Consider the following 18159-nt stretch of genomic DNA (forward strand, 5'->3'; position numbering starts at 1 on the left):
TTGAGCTAGTTGCCGACCCGGTGACAGCGCAGCCGGCCAAGCTCGCCATCTGAACCGACCTGCTGCAGCAGGCCCGAAGCCTGGCGCCTCATCCGCATGTCCTTCATTGGACCGCGGGTGAAGATCACGTCGTGGCCGGTGAGCAGATAGGTGCCCTTGCCCTTGGCGCTGACATAGCGCGAGGCGCTCGAGATCGAGAAAGTGTAGGCCGGATCGACCACCCAGGCCTCACCCGTAGCATCGCCCGGCAGCCCGCATTCGTAACGCCCCTGCGGCAGAGTCCCGATCCGGTCGCGCGTGTCGGCGTGGGCCAGGTCGCCCCCGAACAGGGCGAAGCCGCAAAGGGCGAGAAGGGCGGTCTTGGGTATCATCATCGCGTGCGTCCCGGATAGCGTAGCGGCGCTCCTAGCGCCAGCCACCTTGCTCAGGCCTGAGCGCTCGGCTAAGCGCGGCGGCACAATCCGGTTGCGCCGCTGCGCGCACCGCCATCAAATCGAAAGCAGAACCTCCATGAAGATCAGCGGTGTGGACATCCGTCCCGGCAATATTCTCGAATACGAGAAGGGCATCTGGAAGGTCGCCAAGATCCAGCACACCCAGCCGGGCAAGGGCGGCGCCTATATGCAGGTCGAGATGAAGAACCTGCAGGATGGCCGCAAGACCAATGTCCGCTTCCGCAGCGCCGACACGATCGAGAAGGTCCGGCTCGAGACCAAGGACTACCAGTTCCTGTTTCAGGACGGCGAGGCGCTGGTGTTCATGGATCAGGAAAATTACGAGCAGATCAATCTCGATACCGATCTGCTGGGCGACGAACGCCCGTTCCTCGAGGACGGCATGGTGGTGACGCTGGAACTGTGGGAAGACCGCCCGATCTCGGTCCAGCTGCCCGACCAGATCGAGGCCACCATCGTCGAAGCCGATGCAGTGGTGAAGGGGCAGACCGCCTCTTCCAGTTTCAAGCCTGCCGTGCTCGAGAACGGAGTGCGGGTGATGGTCCCGCCGCATATCGAGAGCGGCACGCGGATTATCGTCGATGTCTATGCGCGCAGCTACGTCGGCAAGGCCGGCTGAGCGCCACGCAATACCCGGGGGCGCCGTCATCCGGCGGCACGCTCCCATGATGAAAGTACAGGACAAGCATGCCAGCCCTATCCGGATTGATCCGCGTCATGGAACGCGCCGCGCGCAAGGCGGGCAACCGCCTGCGCCGCGATTTCGGCGAAGTCCAGCATCTCCAGGTCAGCCGCAAGGGGCCTGCCGATTTCGTTTCCAAGGCCGACCAGATTGCCGAGCGGACGCTCTATGACGAATTGCTCGCCGCGCGGCCCGACTGGGGCTTCGTGCTCGAGGAAGGCGGCACCATCGAGGGTGATCCCGACAAGCCGCGCTGGATCGTCGATCCGCTCGACGGAACCAGCAACTTCCTCCACGGCATCCCGCATTTTGCGATCTCGATCGCGGTGCAGGAACCCAAGCCCGGCGGCGGCGGATGGGACGATGTCACCGCTGCGGTGATCTACCAGCCGATCACCGACGAGACCTTCTGGGCCGAAAAGACCCGCGGCGCCTGGCTCCACGACGGGCGGCTGCGCGTCTCGGCGCGCTCGCGCCTGTCCGAAGCGCTGGTCGCTACCGGCATCCCGTTTATGGGCCATGGCGATTTCGGCGAATGGGCCAAGATCTTCGCCGCGATCGGCCCGCAGGTGGCGGGGATCCGTCGCTATGGCGCGGCCTCGCTCGATCTCGCCTGGCTCGCTGCCGGACGTTTCGACGGCTTCTGGGAAAGCGGGCTGAAGGATTGGGACACGGCTGCGGGCTGCCTGATCGTGCGCGAGGCGGGCGGCTTCGTCTCCGACTTCCGCGGTCGCTCCAACCCGATCCATTCGGCGCAGATTCTGGCAGCCAACGATTCGTTGCATTCGCGCCTGCACAAGCTGCTGGCCGGCTCGCTTCGATAGCGCTGCGCGCGGTGCTGCAAGCCGCTTGAAAGCGCAGCCGGGTCCCGCTATCCGCCGCTTTTGCGAGGATGCCCCTGTGGTGGAATTGGTAGACGCGCTCGACTCAAAATCGAGTTCCTAACGGAGTGCCGGTTCGAGTCCGGCCAGGGGCACCACCTGTACCGGCGCCGTAAATCGCGCACCCAGGCGTCGAATTAACTTGTGTTCACCCGCCGCCTTTGGGAATCGCGCCAGCCTATGATGCCCGGCATTCCCAGTCCCCACGCGATCGCGGCGCTCGCCGTCACGGTCGCGATGTTCATCGGTTTTGCACGCGGGCGGCTGTCGGTCGAGATCGTCTCGCTGCTCACTATCGCGGTGATCGCGGTCGGGCTCTATTTCTTCCCGCTGCCTGGCACCGGACCGACCGACGGGCTCCAGCTCGCCTTTGCCGGTTTCGGCCATTACGCGCTGATCACCATCTGCGCGCTGATGATCATGGGGCGCGGGCTGGTCGTGACCGGGGCGCTCGAACCCGCCGCGCGCTTCCTAGAGCGGGTGTTCAAGTTCAACCTCCAGATCGGGCTGCTGGTGTCGCTGGTGCTGGCTATGGCGCTGTCGATGGGTATCAACGACACGCCGGTGCTGGTCCTCCTGCTGCCGATCTTCGTCACGCTGGCAGCGCGCGGCGCAATGCCGGCGTCCAAGACGCTGATCCCGCTTAACGCGGCAGTTCTGATCGGCGGGATGGCGACGACAATTGGCACCTCGACCAATATTCTCGTCGTCTCGATCGCCGGCGATCTCGGGATGCCCCCTATAGGCGTATTCGAGTTCACCCCGATCGTGCTGGTCGCGGCGCTGGTCGCGCTGCCCTATCTGTGGCTGGTCATGCCACGGCTGCTGGGCGACAATTCCGTCGCCGAGGCCGGGCTCAACCGGCGCTTTTCGGCGCGGCTGCGGGTAACCGAGGGGAGCCTCCTCAACGGCAAGGAGCTGTCCGAAATCCTCCCGCGGCTTCCCGCAGACATCGAATTTCACGAAGCCCCCGCCGGGCTGTTGCGCCCGCAGCAGCGGCTGCGGATGTCGGGCCCGCATGAATCGCTGGAAGAAGCGATGCGCCTGCTCAAGGGAGAGGCCGCACCCAGCTGGGTGCTCGACCGAATCCGTCGCAAGGCGCAGGAGAGCCGCCAGGATATCGTGGTGGTGGAAATGACCGTCACCGCCGATTCGCGGTTGATCGGCCGCACGCTACCCAGTTCGGGGATCGCCGACCTCTACGGCGTGGCGGTTGTCGGGGTGCATCGTCCCGACCGGCTGATTGGCGCGAAGGACCAGTACAGCGAAGGCGGCGATCTGCGCTTCGTCGAGGGCGATGTGCTGCTGGTCATGGGACTGCCCGACGAACTGCAGAACTTTGCGCGCAGCGATAGCCTGCTTACCCTCGAGGGCATGCGTGAACTGCCGCGCCGCTCGAAGGCGGTGCTTTCGGCAGTGATCATGCTCGGCTCGGTCGGGACCGCCTCGATCGGGCTGTTCCCCATCGCCATCGCGGCGCTGGGCGGGGCGATTCTGATGTTCGTGACCGGCTGCGTCAAATTCGACCGGGTGGGCCGTGCGCTTTCGGCCAAGGTCATCGTGCTGATCGCCGCCAGCATCGCGATCGGGCGGATCGTGGACGACAGCGGTGCGGCCCTATGGCTGGGCCAATTGCTCGCCTACGGGCTGCAATATCTCGCCCCGGCGGCGGTGCTGGCGTCGATCATGCTGTTCGTGACCGTGCTGACCAATTTCGCCTCCAACGCCACCGCTGCCACGGTCGGCACGCCGATCGCCTTCGCCATTGCGGATCAGCTCGGCCTGCCTGCCGAGCCGCTGATCCTCGCGGTGCTGTTCGGCTGCAATCTGTGTTACGCCACCCCGATCGCTTATCAGACCAACATGCTGATCATGGCCGAAGGCTCCTACGAATTCCGCGATTACATCCGCACTGGCGTGCCGCTGGTGCTGCTGATGGTCACGACGCTCTCGATCATGCTGGTGCTGACCTACGAGCTGTGAGGACTTTCCTGTAGCGCACCAGTCTGCAACACTGCGCCAGATGATACCAAGCGGCTGTCTTTCTTGAATCTGCGGGATTCGCGAACAGGACGGAGCATGGTGTCGATTGTATCAACACTCCGGGGGAGAAACCTAGCCATGAGAATTTCAGCAATGAGACGGTTTGCCATGACTTCGGCCGCCGCGATATCGGCCAGCGCGCTGGCGTTCGCCACGCCCGCGCAGGCCGACGAACTGCGCGACGATCTGATGGCCGACATGCCCGAGTTGATGGAGCTCTACCGCGATCTCCACGCCAACCCCGAACTCAGCTTCGAGGAACACGAGACCGCCGCCAAGCTGGCTGCGCGGATGCGTGACCTCGGCTTCGAGGTGACCGAGGGCGTCGGCCAGACCGGCGTGGTCTCGGTGATGCGCAATGGCGAGGGTCCGGTGGTGATGTTGCGCGCCGATATGGACGGGCTGCCGGTGGTCGAGCAGACCGGGTTGCCCTACGCCTCGACGCAGACCGCCACCCCTGCCAGCGGCGTCACCACCGGTGTGATGCACGCCTGCGGCCACGATACCCACATGGCTGGTTTCATAGGTGCGGCGCAGCTGCTGACCGAGCGCAAGGACGAATGGCAGGGCACGCTGGTGATGATCCTCCAGCCCGCCGAGGAGCTCGGACTGGGCGCGCTCGCCATGCTCGAGGACGGGCTCTACACCCGCTTCCCCAAGCCCGATTATGCGATTGCCTTCCACGATGCGGCACAGTTTCCCGCCGGAATGATCGGCTATTCGCCCGGCTTCGCTCTCGCCAATGTCGACAGCGTCGACATCACCGTCCCCGGTGTCGGCGGGCATGGTGCCTATCCGCATACCACCAGGGACCCGGTGGTGCTCGCAAGCGCTATCGTGATGAAGCTGCAGACGCTGGTCAGCCGCGAAAGTTCGCCGCTCGACCCGGCGGTGGTGACGGTGGGCAGTTTTCATGCCGGCGCGAAGCACAACATCATCTCGGACGAGGCCAAGCTGCAGCTCACCGTGCGCAGCTATTCGGACGCTTCGCGCAAGCTGTTGCTCGACGGGATCGCGCGGATCGCACGCGGCGAGGCGATGGCGGCGGGAATGCCCGAGAACAAGATGCCGGTGGTAACGGTGGAGGATCCCTATACCCCCGCGACCTACAACGACCCCGATTTCACCGAAACGGTGATGGCGCATTTCCGTACCCGGTTCGGCGAGCAGCGGGTCATGCAGGTTCCCAGTGTGATGGGGGGCGAGGATTTCGGCCAGTTCCGCCGTGCCGCGCCCGATGATGTCGAATCGCTGATTTTCTGGGTCGGCGGCGTCCCGCAGGAGCAGATCGACAAGGCGGCAGCGGGCGAAACGACGTTGCCGTCGCTCCATTCGCCCTACTGGGCGCCGGATGCGGAAAAGGTCATCGCAGCGGGTGCCGAGGGGCTTGCCAGTGCGGCGCTCACGCTGATGCCGGCACAGGGCGGCTGAACGGTTCGCTTCAATAGGTACGGCCGCCGGCGTGCATAACACACTCCGGCGGCCGCTTTCTCCTCCCCAGGAGAAAAGGGTCAGCTATTCGGCGTCGGGCGCATAATTGCCCAGCCGGTGATGTAGCGCGTTGATTTTCGCCAGCTCCTCGCGATCCTCGGTCTGGCGGGCATGGCTGGATAGCGCCGTGCGCAGCAGGCGGAAATCCGCAGTCGAAAGCAGCGCGCGGGCGCGCCCTGGCTCACGGGCGGGTTCCTGAGGCGTTTGTTCGGCAGTGGTGTCGGTGGTCATGGAAGAATCCTCTCTCCGGCGCGGCTCATGCGGCCGCGAACTGGTTCATGGTATTGTCCTTGCCGCCGGCCTTCAATGCCGCTTCGCCGGCAAAATATTCCTTGTGGTCGTCACCGATGTCCGAACCGGCCATGTTCTGGTGCTTGACGCAGGCGATCCCCTCGCGGATTTCACGACGCTGCACCTGCTCGACATAGCCCAGCATGCCTTCCTCACCGAAATAGCGCTTCGCGAGATTGTCGGTGCTGAGCGCGGCGGTGTGATAGGTCGGCAGGGTGATGAGATGATGGAATATCCCGGCGCGCCTGGCACCATCGGCCTGGAAGGTGCGGATCTTCTCGTCGGCCTCGATCCCGAGCTCGGTCTGGTCGTAATCGACGCTCATCAACCGAGCGCGTTCGTAGGCCGACAGATCCTTGCCCGCCGCTTCCCAGGCATCATAGACCTGCTGGCGGAAGTTCAGCGTCCAGTTGAAGCTGGGCGAATTGTTGTAGACCAGCTTGGCATTGGGCACCTCCTCGCGGATGCGATCGACCATGCTGCCGATCTGGTCGACATTCGGCTTCTCGGTTTCGATCCACAGCAGGTCCGCGCCGTTCTGCAGCGCGGTCACGCAATCGAGCACCACCCGGTCGACGCCGGTATCGGCGCGGAACTGGTAGAGGTTGGAGGGCAGCCGCTTGGGGCTCATCAGCGTGCCGTCGCGGCTGATGAAGACCTGGCCATTGGAAATGTTGGCGGGATCGACTTCATCGGCGTCGAGGAAAGCGTTGTACTGGTCGCCGAGATCGCCGGCTTCCTTCGAATAGGCGATCTGCTTGGTCAGGCCGGCGCCGAGCGAATCGGTACGCGCGACGATGATACCTTCGGGAACACCGAGTTCGAGGAAGGCATAGCGGATCGCGCGGATCTTCTGGAGGAAGTCCTCATGCGGCACGGTGACCTTGCCGTCCTGGTGGCCGCACTGCTTTTCGTCCGAAACCTGGTTCTCGATCTGCAGCGCGCAGGCACCGGCCTCGATCATCTTCTTGGCGAGCAGATAGGTCGCCTCGGCGTTGCCGAAACCGGCATCGATATCGGCGATGATCGGCACGACATGCGTTTCGTGCCCGTCGATCGCGGTCTTGATGCGCTTGGTCTCGACCTCGTCGCCGCGCTCCTTGGCGGCGTCCAGTTCGTGGAACATCATTCCCAACTCGCGGGCATCGGCCTGCTTAAGGAACGTGTAGATCTCGCCGATCAGGCCCGAGACACTGGTCTTCTCGTGCATCGACTGATCGGGAAGGGGCCCGAAATCGCTGCGCAGCGCGGCGACCATCCAGCCCGAGAGGTAGAGATACCGGCGCTTGGTGCTGCCGAAATGCTTCTTGATCGAGATCATCTTCTGCTGCGCGATGAACCCGTGCCAGCAGCCCAGCGACTGGGTGTACTGCGCCGGGTCGGCATCATAGGCGTCCATGTCCGCGCGCATGATCTTCGCGGTGTACTTCGCGATGTCGAGCCCGGTCGGGAAGCGGTTCTGCACCTGCATGCGCGCTGCGCTCTCGGCGTTGATCGCCGCCCAGGGCGGGCCGTTCTGCCCGATGGTCTTTGCAAAATCGTCGATGGTGGCTTGATAGGTCATGGGTATCTCCTGTGTAATTCGTTGCCGCCAAATTGCGCCTTTCGGTCTGAAAAGACAGGAAATCTTACAAACTATCTTGTCAAAAGTGAGGATTCTACGCTACGCTGTCTGTAATGTTGTAAAGGAAATTACAAGATTGGCCGATCCATCCGTCTTTGCCGGGCCTGCCCTGCGCCGCATCCGCCGTCGCGAAGGCCTGACTCAGGCCGCGACCGCCGCGCGCCTCTCTATTTCGCCCAGCTATCTCAACCTGATGGAGCGCAACCAGCGCCCGGTGAGCGCTCGGGTGATGATGCGGTTGGTCGAGGAATTCGACTTCGATCCCAGGACCTTGCGCGAGGATTCCACGATCGGTGGGCTCGACGGCCTGGCGCGCCGCTTTGCCGACCCCCGGTTCGCCGATCTCGCCATCGACCGCGAGGAAGTGGATGAATTCCTCTCCTCGGCGCCGCAAGCCGCCGCCGCCTTCGCCCGGCTCTACGACCGGGCCGGGGATTCGACCGCGCCCGCTGCCGACCCTATCGTCGCATCACGCCGCGAGATCGAGCGCTGGCGCAATCATTTCGGCGATCTCGATCATGCCGCGGAGGAATTGTCCGACGAGATGCGGTTGTCGCGTGGCGATCTGTCGGTCGCCTTGACCGAGCGATTGCGCGAGCGCCACCAGTTTGCCGTCCGGCTGCTGCCACGCGAGATCATGCCCGGCGCCGTCCGCCGCCTCGATCTTCACGCGCGCCAGGTTCAACTGTCCGAGATGCTTCCTCCTGAATCGCGCGTGTTCCAGCTTGCCGTGCAACTCGCGCAACTCGAGCAGCGCGAGGCGATCGACACAATTGCACAGGGCGCCCGGTTCGACGACGAGGCGGCGCGCGAGCTCTTCCTCCACCATCTGACCGGCTATTTCGCCGCCGCGCTGATCATGCCCTACGGCCGCTTCCTGCGCGCCTGCGACGCGACCGACTACGACCTGCCGGTCTTGCAGCGCCGCTTCGGCGTCAGTTTCGAACAGCTCGCCCATCGCCTCACTACGCTGCAGCGCGTCGGGCAACGCGGCCTGCCGTTCTTCATGGTTCGGCTCGACCGCGCGGGCCAGTTCTCGAAACGCATCGTCGGGGCTAGCGGTGCCGAACTGATCGAGGCCGATCACAGCTGTCCGCTCTGGATTGCGCACAAAGCCTTCGAGCGATCGGGCGACTTGCTGGTCCAGACGGTCAATTCGCAAGGGGACGGCCATGGCGCGGACGTCTGGTTTACCATCGGGCGGACGGTGGAGGGGACGGGAACCGGGAGCGCGGCAAGGTTTGCAGTGCTGCTCGGGCTCGATGTCTCGCTGGCGGGTTCGCTGGCCCAGGCACGCGGGGTTTCGCTGAGGCCCGAAGACGCGGTCCCGATCGGGCCAGGCTGCCGCCGCTGTCAGATCATAGGCTGCGAACAGCGCTCGCTGCCGCCGACCGGCCGCCGGCTTCGCTTCGACCCGGTGACGCGCGGAACCACCCCCTTCGACTTTGGCGATCAGGTAGCGTAAGGCTAACAATTGTCAGGAACTGGTGGGATACCGATGGGTTACGGCTCCAATATAATAACAACGGAGAGCGCAATGACCGAAGAACGCATTACCGAGACCCGTACACCTTCGGGCGACACGCATACCACGCAAACCGTGATCACCGACGAGAAGCGAGGCGGATCGGGTTGGGTGATTGCTCTTATCGCGGTGCTGGCTATCGGTGTGGCGGTTTGGTTCTTTTCACAGCAGAGCCAGTCCGAAATCGCGCGCGACAATGCGGTCGCAGGCGCTGCCGGTGAAATCGGCGCGGCTGCGGGCGAAGTCGGGGATGCGGCCCAGCGAGCGGCGGACTCGGTCGGTAGCGAGGAATAAGGACCGAATCAGGGCTCGCGGGTGTCGAAAATCTTGACGCCCCGCGCTTCTTTCGGTCCTTTTCCCGGCTGACCGCTGTAAAATTTACCGACAGTTCACCTGTCGAGGCTATAGCCGGTCGGCAATGAGCGATCGGGCCGGCCTCGCATGATCAGACTGTTCAAACATTACATACCATACGCCGTATTGGTGCTTGGTATCGTGGATGTGCTGCTGCTGGTGCTGGCCGGTGAAGCGGCGTGGCAATTGCGTGTCTGGCAGATCGATACCGACGCGGGCCGGTTCCTCGAACGCTTCCCCGAAATCCTCGCCTTCGCGCTAGTCGTCAATCTGGCGATGATTGCCGTGGGTAGCTACGGCCCGGATGCCTTGCGTTCGCTGCGTTTCGCTACGGCGCGGTTGCTGGTCGCGGTGAGCCTCGGTGTCCTCGGGATCTCGCTGCTCGACTTCCTTATTCCGGGCAACATGTTCTGGCGGTCGGTGCTGCTTTACGCGATGATTTTCGCGATCGCGCTGCTGATTCTCAACCGCGTGATCCTGGGCCCGAAGCTGGGTACCTCCACTTTCCGCCGCCGAATCCTGGTCCTCGGTGCCGGCGCGCGAGCGCAGCGATTGTGCGAACTTTCAGCCAAATCGGGGAGCAGTTTCGACGTCGTTTCCTGCATCGCCATGGATGATGGCCCAGCGGTGGTTGCGAATGCGGTGACGCGCGAGTCCATCGGTGACCTGGGGCGCTATGTCGAACGCCTCGGCGCAGGCGAGGTCATCGTGGCGTTGCAGGAGCGGCGCAATTCGCTACCGCTCAAGGATCTGCTGCGGGTCAAGACCCGCGGTGTCTATGTCAATGATTTCAGCAGCTTTCTTGAGCGCGAGACGGGGCGGGTCGATCTCGACACGCTCAATCCGAGCTGGCTGATCTTCTCCGATGGCTTCTCCGCCGGCCGCGTGATCTCGGGGGCAGGCAAGCGGGGTTTCGATCTCATCGTCAGTATGCTGCTTCTGCTCGTCACATTCCCGGTCATCGCGTTCTTTGCCGTGCTCGTGAAACTGGAAAGCAAGGGCCCGGCTTTCTTCTGTCAGACCCGGATCGGCTTGTTCGGTCAGCCCTTCGCGGTGATCAAGCTGCGCTCGATGGCGCAGGATGCCGAGAAAGACGGCGCGCAATGGGCGACCAAGAACGACCCGCGCGTGACCCGCATCGGCAAGTTCATCCGTAAGGTGCGGATCGACGAATTGCCGCAGCTCTGGACAGTGCTGAAGGGCGAGATGAGCTTCGTCGGTCCGCGCCCCGAGGTGCCGAAATTCGTTGCCGATCTCGACGAACACCTGCCCTATTATGCCGAGCGGCACATGGTGAAACCGGGCATCACCGGCTGGGCACAGATCAACTATCCCTATGGCGCCTCGATCGAGGATTCGCGTCACAAGCTCGAGTACGATCTTTACTACGCCAAGAACTATACCCCCTTCCTCGATATCCTGATCCTGTTGCAGACCTTCCGCGTGATCCTCTGGCCGGAAGGCGCTCGCTAGGACCATGGCGGCACTTATCGCCTTCATCGCGTTCGGTATCGCCGCGCTGGCCTGTATCTTTGCCGTCGTGTGGATCGCCCGCAGCAGCCGGCGCGATCGCTCGGATCGCATGGCTACGCTCGTGGCGCTCTTGATCACCGCACTGTGGTGCCTGGCCGTCGCCGCGCTCGGTGCCGACCGTTCGCTGGCGCGTTTTGCCGAAACGGCGCGCGACCTGGCCTGGACGATCGTGCTGTTCCGCCTGTTCGCAAATGATGGCCGCGATGCGAGCCTGCAACTGGTGCGTCCCGTGATCGGAGCGCTCGTTTTCGTCCAGTTCCTCCAGGTGGTGGTCATCGTCATCGGAATCTATGGCGATGCGGACCGCGAGGCGGCACGAACCGCGTTCGAGACATTGGCGCTGTTCCATATCCTCGTTGCAGCGGGCGCGCTGGTTTTGCTTCACAATCTCTATGCCGGCGCTTCCGAGATGTCGCGTCGGCTGCTGGCCTGGAGTTCGGGCGCACTCGCGCTGTTCTGGGCCTTCGAGCTCAATTATCATACCGTGGTCTATCTTGGCGGTGGAGCGCTTGCCGATCTCAACGCGATGCGCGGGCTGATCATGGCTGGAATGGCCTGCGGTATCGCGGTCGGTTTTTCCCGTTCGGGACGCGAGCTGACCTTCCGCCCTTCGCGTGCAGTGACTTTCCAATTGCTGTCGCTCGTGCTGATCGGGGCATATTTCGCGGCGATGGTGCTGCTGTCCGACTGGGCCGCGCGCTTCTCGGGGGATCTTGGACGGATCACACAGGTCGGTTTCCTCCTGGCCGCCGCTGCCTTTGCCGTGCTGTGGCTGCCATCGCAACGCGTCCGCGACTGGCTGCGGGTGATGGCGACAAAGCACCTGTTCAAGCACCGCTACGACTATCGCGCGGAATGGCTTCGCTTCACCCACACCATCGGTCGGCCCACAGGCGTGGGGGGCAGCCTGTGGGAGCGCGCGATCCAGTCGCTCGCGGATATCACCGATAGCCCCTGCGGCCTGCTCCTGGTCCCGGACGAGGATGGCGCGCTCACCCTTGCGGCGCGCTGGCGTTGGCCGCAAATCGAAGTTCCCGCGCCTGCCCTGCCATTGGAACTGGGCCGCCTGCTGGAGCGCGAAGGGCTGATCGTCGATCTGGACGAAAGCAGGAAAGGTATCTCGCATCACGGCGAAGTGGCGATGGTGCCTTCCTGGCTACTCGAGGAAACGCTTGGCTGGGCGGCGGTACCCCTGAACCACCATGACCGCCTCGTCGGGGTCATCATACTCGGCCGGCCTACCGTTCATCGCGGACTTGACTGGGAGGATTTCGATCTGCTCGGCGTGGCGGGCAAGCAGGTCGCAAGTTATCTCGCCGAACAAACCGGACAGGAAGCGCTCGAGGAGGCGCGCCGCTTCGACGAATTCAACCGGCGGATGGCCTTCGTGATGCACGACATCAAGAATCTGTCGAGCCAGATGGCGCTGTTGCTCGCCAATGCCGAGAAGCACGCGGATAATCCCGAATTCCGCAAGGATATGCTGATCACGCTACGCAACAGCTCGGACAAGCTGAACGCCCTGCTCGCACGGCTTGGCCGTTATGGCGGTACCGATTCCGGTCGGCGCGAGCGGATCGATCTGGTTGAGCTGGGGCGCAGTCTCGTGACCCGCTTCGCTCGCACTCATCCGTTCCAGCTTTTGGACAACGGTCGCTGTCCGGTGCTTGCCGACAGCGAGTGCCTCGAACAGGCGCTCATCCATCTGGTTCAGAACGCTATCGATGCCAGCGCCTCGGATGCTCCCGTGCAGATCGAAATCCGCAACGAGGGCTTGCGCGGCACCATCGTGGTCGCGGACACCGGGCGCGGCATGAGCGCGCCTTTCGTTCGCAACGAGCTGTTCAAACCTTTTGTGTCCACGAAGGAGGGCGGCTTCGGGATCGGTGCGCACGAGGCGCGCGTGATGATCCGGGCGATGGGCGGGCGGCTCGATGTCGAATCGCGCGAAGGCTTCGGCAGCCGCTTCGCGATCAGCCTGCCGACCGACGCCGCGGAAAAGCTGCTCGCCGCGCGGAGCGAGCGGAGTTCGAGCGATGAGTTTGAGATCGCAGCGACCCGCGCCACAACGAACGAGGTCGCATAATGGCAGGTAGCAAACCCAAACTGCTGGTGGTGGAAGACGACGAGGGGCTGCAGGCGCAGCTCAAATGGGCCTACGATGGCTTCGACGTGCTGATCGCTGGCGATCGCGAATCGGCGCTGACCGCGCTTCGTGCCGAAGCGCCAGCGGTGGTCACACTCGATCTCGGCTTGCCGCCCGATCCCGACGGGACCAGCGAGGGCTTCGCGGTGCTCGACGCGATCATGGCCCTGAAGCCCGATACCAAGGTAATCGTCGCCTCCGGGCATGGCGCGCGCGATAGCGCGCTGCAGGCGATCCAGCGCGGGGCCTATGACTTTTACCAGAAGCCGATCGATATCGAGGCGCTGGGGCTGATCGTAGAGCGCGCGCTGCGCTTGCATGAGATCGAACACGAAAACCGGCGCCTGGCCGACCGGGTCGGCGAGGATCGCACGGTTCTAGGGACCATGATCACCGCCGCGCCCGAGATGCTCAAGGTCTCGAGGACGATCGAACGAGTCGCGCATACTAGCGTGTCGGTGATGCTGCTGGGCGCGAGCGGAACTGGCAAGGAACTGCTGGCCCGGGGGCTCCATGATGCCAGCGACCGCCGCGACGCGCCCTTCGTGGCGATCAATTGCGCGGCGATCCCCGAGAACCTGCTCGAAAGCGAGCTGTTCGGGCATGAAAAGGGCGCCTTTACCGGGGCGGTCAAGACCACAGAGGGCAAGATCGAGCTTGCCCATGGCGGCACCTTGTTCCTCGACGAAGTTGGCGACATCCCGCTGCAATTGCAGGTCAAGCTGCTGCGATTTCTTCAGGAGCGCACCATCGAACGTATCGGTGGGCGCAAGGCGATCGCGGTGGATACGCGGATCGTCTGCGCGACCCATCAGGATCTCGAGACGATGATCGGCGAAGCGACCTTCCGCGAGGATCTGTTCTATCGCCTCGCCGAAATAGTGGTGAAAATTCCGACCCTGTCCGAACGCGCCGGGGATTCGATCCTGCTCGCCAAGGCTTTCCTTATCCGCCATGCCAAGGAGATGAACCCGCAGGTGCAGGGCTTTACTCCGGATGCGCTGGCGGCGATCGACGGATGGGGCTGGCCCGGCAATGTCCGCGAGCTGGAAAACCGGGTGAAGCGCTCGGTCATCATGGCCGACGGCAAGCTGGTGACCCCTGATGACCTCGACCTCTCCACTGCGCAAGACGAGGGGGGCGAGTTGCCGCTCAACCTCAAGAGCGCGCGCGAACAGTCGGATCGCAAGGTAATCCGGCAGGCTTTGGCGCGCAGCGAAGGCAACATTTCCAGCACCGCCAAGCTGCTGGGCATCAGCCGGCCCACGCTCTACGATCTGCTCAAGCAATATGATCTCCAGAGCTGACTTTGCGCGCTTGGTGCTGCTGGTGGGGTTGCCCGCGCTCCTGGTTTCCTGCGGGGAACCGGAAGAACAGGCCTCGCCGCTCGAGATCGCACAATCGGCGCTGGCACGCGGTGACGGCCAGACCGCCGAAAGCCGATTGCGCGCCATGCTCGAGCAGGATCATACCGCGCCCGACCTGGCCGCATATCTGGGTCAGGCCGCCTTGCAGCAGGACGATCCGGCCAAGGCGCGCCGCTGGCTGGGCGACGGTGTTTTTTCGCCCGAGACCGCCGGATTGGGCTTTCGCATGCTCGGCCAGCTCGAAATGCGCGAAGGCCGTCTCGCCCAAGCCGGAGCGGCTTTCGATCGGGCTCTGAGGGCCGACCCGGACAATGCCGAATTGTGGACCGATATCGGTCGCCTGCGCTATCGTGGCGGGGAGCAATTTCAGGCGATCGAGGCCGCCGCACGCGCGCTTGCGATCGATCCCGACAATCCCGTCGCGCTCCGCTTTCGTGCCCAATTGGTGCGCGATTCGCACGGGCCGCGTCAGGCGCTCCAATGGTACGAAACTGCACTTGAAGCGGCGCCGGGCGATGCCGGATTGCTGACCGACTATGCCGCGACGCTGGGCGACGCAGGAGAAGCCGCAGAATCATTGGCCGCCTTGCGCCGTGCGAGCGAATTGTCTCCGGGCGACCCGCAGATCATCTATCTCAACGCCGTCGTCGCCGCGCGTGGGGGCAATTTCGACCTCGCCCGTTCGCTGCTTCTGCGCGCGCCCGCTTCGGAACTTGAGAACCCTGCGGGTTCGCTGCTGGGCGGCATTCTCGACCTCGAGCTCGGCTATTACGCGAGTGCAGCGCAGACTTTCGACCGGCTTGTGCAGAACCAGCCCGACAATCGGCGCCTCGTGCATCTGCTGGCGCGCTCGCTGATGCTGAGCGGCGGCGAGCGCGAACTGGTCGCACGCATGTCCGAGCGAGCTTCCGCGCCTCGTGCCTCTCTCTACCTCAAGACCTTGGTAGGCAGAGCGCTGGAAGCGCTCGACCGGCGGGAGGAGGCGGCGGTGCTTCTCGATGCGGCCGCCCGCCCGTCCAACCTGGCCATTGCCCCTCTGCCGAGTCGTACCTTGCCCGCAGCCTTGCGTTTCGAGCAACTCGACAGTGGCACCGATTTGCGCGATTTCGTGCGGGATTACCTGCTCCGGGGGCAGACCGGAAAAGCGGTGACCGAAGCCGGAGAATTTGCGCGTCGGCATGCCCGATCGGGAGACGCCCAGAGCCTGTTCGGCGATGCCTTGCTCGCAGATGGCGAGATCGACCGTGCGATCGAGGCCTATTCGCGCGCGGCACAGGTCCGCCAGGATTGGCCGCTGACCCGGCGGCTGATGGCGGCATATATTATGAAGGACGATTCAGCAGCGGTAGGGGAGGTGCTCGAACGCTACCTTTCTGGCGGTCGGAACAACGTATCGGCTGCGGGCCTCTACGGCGGGTGGCTGACTTCGCGCGGGCAGTTCGGCTCTGCTGCAGCAATGCTCGACAGCGCCATCGCGCACGGCGCGCGACGCGATCCTGCTATCCTTGCGCTGCGTAGCGAACTGGCGGCGCAGCTTGGCGATGCCGCGGGTGCGCGCCAATTTGCCTGGAGCGCGTACAAATTGCAGCCGCTGTATCCTCCGGCGATCCGGGCGCTCGCGCAGGTGAGCGAGGACGAAGCTCTGGTGGCGCGCCTGGAACGCAAGCTCGCCAAGGTGACGGCCCGCTAGGGCATCGCGATCTCGGCCCTCGACAGCTGCGGGTCGGCGGGGCAGGGGCGCAGAGTATGGCGCTGCGCACCGTCCTCTCCGATCCGATGCTGCGCATGCTCGCCGGCTCGGTTCTGCTCGCGGCGATACTTCCGGTAGGTGGCGATGCGCGACCTTTCGCCGATCTGCTGGTCAGTGCGGGCGTTTTCGTGCTGTTCCTGCTCAACGGAATGCGAATTGCCCGTAGCGAAATCGGCGCTGGTCTGCGCAACTGGCGGTTTTTCCTGCCCTTGCTGCTGTGGGTCTTCGGCGCAATGGCGCTGGCCGGACTGGCGCTCGCGAGCGTGGGGCAAGGGCTGGTGCCGCCGCTGATCGCGGTCGGTTTCCTCTATCTCGGTTCGCTGCCCTCGACCGTTCAGTCCGCGACTTCCTACAGCGCGCTGGCCGGTGGGAATCTCGGGCTTTCGGTGATCAGCGCGGCCCTGCTCAACATTGCCGGTATCTTCGTAACCGTCCCGTTGTTCTTCCTCCTCGGTGGCACGGGGGCCGAGGCGCAGATCGGGTGGGAGACCGCGGAACGTATCCTGCTGATCCTACTGCTCCCCTTCGTCATCGGCCAGATCGTCCAGGGGTGGACGCGGGACTTCATCTCCCGGCATGGCAGAAACATCGTCTGGATCGACCGGTGCGTCATCGCGCTGGCGGTCTATGTCGCCTTTTCGGGCGCTGTCGAACAGGGCATCTGGCAGAAGGTCGATGCCAGCGCCTGGGCATGGCTTGGCGGAATGGTCGCGCTGTTCCTGCTGTTCGGCCATGCCGGCTCGTGGCTTGTCGGACGGGCGCTTGGTCTTCCCCACCGCGACCGGATATCGTTCATGTTCGCCGGCACGCAGAAGAGCACCGCAGTTGGCGTGCCGCTTGCCGCAATCCTTTTCGCCCCCGAAGTCGCGGGATTTCTGGTGGTGCCGCTGATGCTCTACCACCTTTTCCAGCTGGTGGTGGCGGCGCCTGTCGCCGGAGCGCTGAAGCGGGAGGGTTAGGCGGTCGCCTCAAGCGTGCCGTGGCGCTTGTTCCAGCGGACAGACCACCACAACGAGATTCCGATCAGCGCTGCCCCGATCAGCCCCGTGATGGCCTCGGGAATATGCACCACCACGGAAGCGAGCATGATCCCCCCCAGTGCGATGATTGCCCAGAAGGCTCCGTGCTCGAGGAAGCGATAGGCCGCCAGCGTCCCCTTCCTGACGAGATGGATCGTCATCGACCGGACGAACATCGCGCCGATCGACAGCCCGAGTGCGATGACGACCATATTGTTGGACAAGGCGAAAGCGCCGATCACCCCGTCGAAGCTGAACGAGGCGTCGAGCACTTCGAGGTAGAGAAACCCGCCGAGCCCCGAGCGCATCACCACCCCGCTCGCGCGCTTGGCCTGCTCGCGCATGTCGAGGAAAGTGCCCAGCGCATCGACCGCGATAAAGGTGACGACCCCGAGCAGACCGGCGGTGAGGAAGGTCAGCGCCTCTTCATCGGGCAGGGCCGTGGAAATCCCCCACATCACCAGCAATAGCATAGCGATCTCGACCGCGGGCAACGCGGAGACGCGGGTGAGCTTTTCTTCGACCACCGCGATCCAGTGCACTTCCTTGTCGGCGTCGAAAAAGAACTTCAGCCCGACCATGGTGAGAAAGGCGCCGCCGAAGCCGGCGATGCCGACATGGGCGCCCGAAACGATCCGCTCGTATTCCTGCGGGTTGTTCAACGACAGGTCGATCGCGGCCAGCGGCCCGAGCCCGGCGGCAATCGCGACGATGGCGAGCGGGAAGATGATCCGCGTGCCGAACACCGCGATCGCGATGCCCCAGACGAGGAAGCGCTGTTGCCAGACTTCGCTCATGTCTTTCAGCACTGTGGCATTGACCACGGCATTGTCGAAACTGAGCGAGACTTCGAGGACCGAGAGGATTACCACGATCCAGAGCAGACCGAGGGTGCCGACCAGCGTGCCGGTGCTCGCGGCGCCGTACCAAACCGCCAGCCCGAGACAGATCAGGGTGAATACGAGCGAGAATTTGTAGAATTGCAGGAGCGTGGACAC

At 64.0% G+C, this 18159-nt stretch carries 15 protein-coding genes and 1 tRNA gene; 12 read left to right on the forward strand and 4 right to left on the reverse strand.

The genetic code is table 11. The annotated features are described in order from the left end of the window. Nucleotides 1-5 precede the first annotated feature (5 nt). Nucleotides 6-374 carry an elongation factor P gene (locus tag A9995_RS12465; RefSeq protein WP_145916942.1) on the reverse strand — a complete coding sequence of 123 codons (369 nt, stop codon included), beginning with the start codon at nucleotides 372-374 and terminating at the stop codon, nucleotides 6-8. A 136-nt stretch (nucleotides 375-510) separates the two neighbouring features. Between A9995_RS12465 and efp the strand changes: the two genes are divergently transcribed. The 5 genes from efp to A9995_RS12490 all read left to right on the forward strand — a co-directional run bounded on the left by efp (nucleotide 511) and on the right by A9995_RS12490 (nucleotide 5492). After that, entirely contained in the window at nucleotides 511-1074 is a 564-nt protein-coding gene (gene efp / locus A9995_RS12470; protein ID WP_067613484.1) for an elongation factor P, read from the forward strand. Nucleotides 1075-1142: 68 nt separating this feature from the next. After that, on the forward strand, nucleotides 1143-1961 hold the full coding sequence (locus tag A9995_RS12475; RefSeq protein WP_067613486.1) for an inositol monophosphatase family protein: 819 nt from the start codon (nucleotides 1143-1145) through the stop codon (nucleotides 1959-1961). Nucleotides 1962-2031: 70 nt separating this feature from the next. Then, nucleotides 2032-2116, forward strand: a tRNA-Leu gene (locus A9995_RS12480). Between the two features lie 85 nt (nucleotides 2117-2201). Next, entirely contained in the window at nucleotides 2202-4001 is a 1800-nt protein-coding gene (locus A9995_RS12485; protein ID WP_067613666.1) for an SLC13 family permease, read from the forward strand. A 168-nt stretch (nucleotides 4002-4169) separates the two neighbouring features. Then, nucleotides 4170-5492, forward strand: coding sequence for an amidohydrolase (locus tag A9995_RS12490; protein WP_067613488.1), 1323 nt, complete (start codon nucleotides 4170-4172; stop codon nucleotides 5490-5492). Nucleotides 5493-5576: 84 nt separating this feature from the next. On the opposite strand, the gene A9995_RS12495 is transcribed toward A9995_RS12490, so the two are convergent. Further along, nucleotides 5577-5783 carry a hypothetical protein gene (locus A9995_RS12495; protein WP_067613490.1) on the reverse strand — a complete coding sequence of 69 codons (207 nt, stop codon included), beginning with the start codon at nucleotides 5781-5783 and terminating at the stop codon, nucleotides 5577-5579. A gap of 25 nt (nucleotides 5784-5808) precedes the next feature. Further along, nucleotides 5809-7407, reverse strand: coding sequence for an isocitrate lyase (locus A9995_RS12500; RefSeq protein ID WP_067613492.1), 1599 nt, complete (start codon nucleotides 7405-7407; stop codon nucleotides 5809-5811). 136 nt (nucleotides 7408-7543) lie between these two features. Between A9995_RS12500 and A9995_RS12505 the strand changes: the two genes are divergently transcribed. The 7 genes from A9995_RS12505 (at nucleotide 7544) to A9995_RS12535 (ending at nucleotide 17101) form a co-directional block, all read left to right on the forward strand. Beyond that, nucleotides 7544-8932, forward strand: a complete 1389-nt coding sequence (locus A9995_RS12505; RefSeq protein ID WP_067613495.1) for a short-chain fatty acyl-CoA regulator family protein — start codon at nucleotides 7544-7546, stop codon at nucleotides 8930-8932. Nucleotides 8933-9004: 72 nt separating this feature from the next. Then, entirely contained in the window at nucleotides 9005-9286 is a 282-nt protein-coding gene (locus A9995_RS12510; RefSeq protein WP_067613497.1) for a hypothetical protein, read from the forward strand. Nucleotides 9287-9433: 147 nt separating this feature from the next. Further along, on the forward strand, nucleotides 9434-10819 hold the full coding sequence (locus tag A9995_RS12515; RefSeq protein WP_067613499.1) for a TIGR03013 family XrtA/PEP-CTERM system glycosyltransferase: 1386 nt from the start codon (nucleotides 9434-9436) through the stop codon (nucleotides 10817-10819). Nucleotides 10820-10823: 4 nt separating this feature from the next. Then, a complete protein-coding gene (prsK, locus tag A9995_RS12520) occupies nucleotides 10824-12965 on the forward strand; it encodes an XrtA/PEP-CTERM system histidine kinase PrsK (protein WP_067613501.1) in 2142 nt (713 codons plus the stop codon). Further along, complete coding sequence (gene prsR, locus A9995_RS12525; protein WP_067613503.1) at nucleotides 12965-14332, forward strand: PEP-CTERM-box response regulator transcription factor; 1368 nt, start codon at nucleotides 12965-12967, stop codon at nucleotides 14330-14332. Before prsK ends, prsR begins: the two co-directional genes overlap by 1 nt. Continuing rightward, nucleotides 14316-16082, forward strand: a complete 1767-nt coding sequence (locus A9995_RS12530; protein ID WP_082992703.1) for a tetratricopeptide repeat protein — start codon at nucleotides 14316-14318, stop codon at nucleotides 16080-16082. Before prsR ends, A9995_RS12530 begins: the two co-directional genes overlap by 17 nt. Before the next feature lie 56 nt (nucleotides 16083-16138). Further along, nucleotides 16139-17101, forward strand: a complete 963-nt coding sequence (locus A9995_RS12535) for a bile acid:sodium symporter family protein (protein WP_067613507.1) — start codon at nucleotides 16139-16141, stop codon at nucleotides 17099-17101. Here the strand turns inward: A9995_RS12535 and A9995_RS12540 are convergent. Continuing rightward, nucleotides 17098-18159 (reverse strand): DUF475 domain-containing protein, encoded by a 1062-nt coding sequence (locus A9995_RS12540; RefSeq protein ID WP_067613508.1) that lies wholly within the window; start codon nucleotides 18157-18159, stop codon nucleotides 17098-17100. The genes A9995_RS12535 and A9995_RS12540 overlap by 4 nt on opposite strands.

Origin of the sequence: Erythrobacter sp. QSSC1-22B (genome assembly GCF_001678665.1) — a bacterium.
Taxonomy (GTDB): domain Bacteria; phylum Pseudomonadota; class Alphaproteobacteria; order Sphingomonadales; family Sphingomonadaceae; genus Qipengyuania.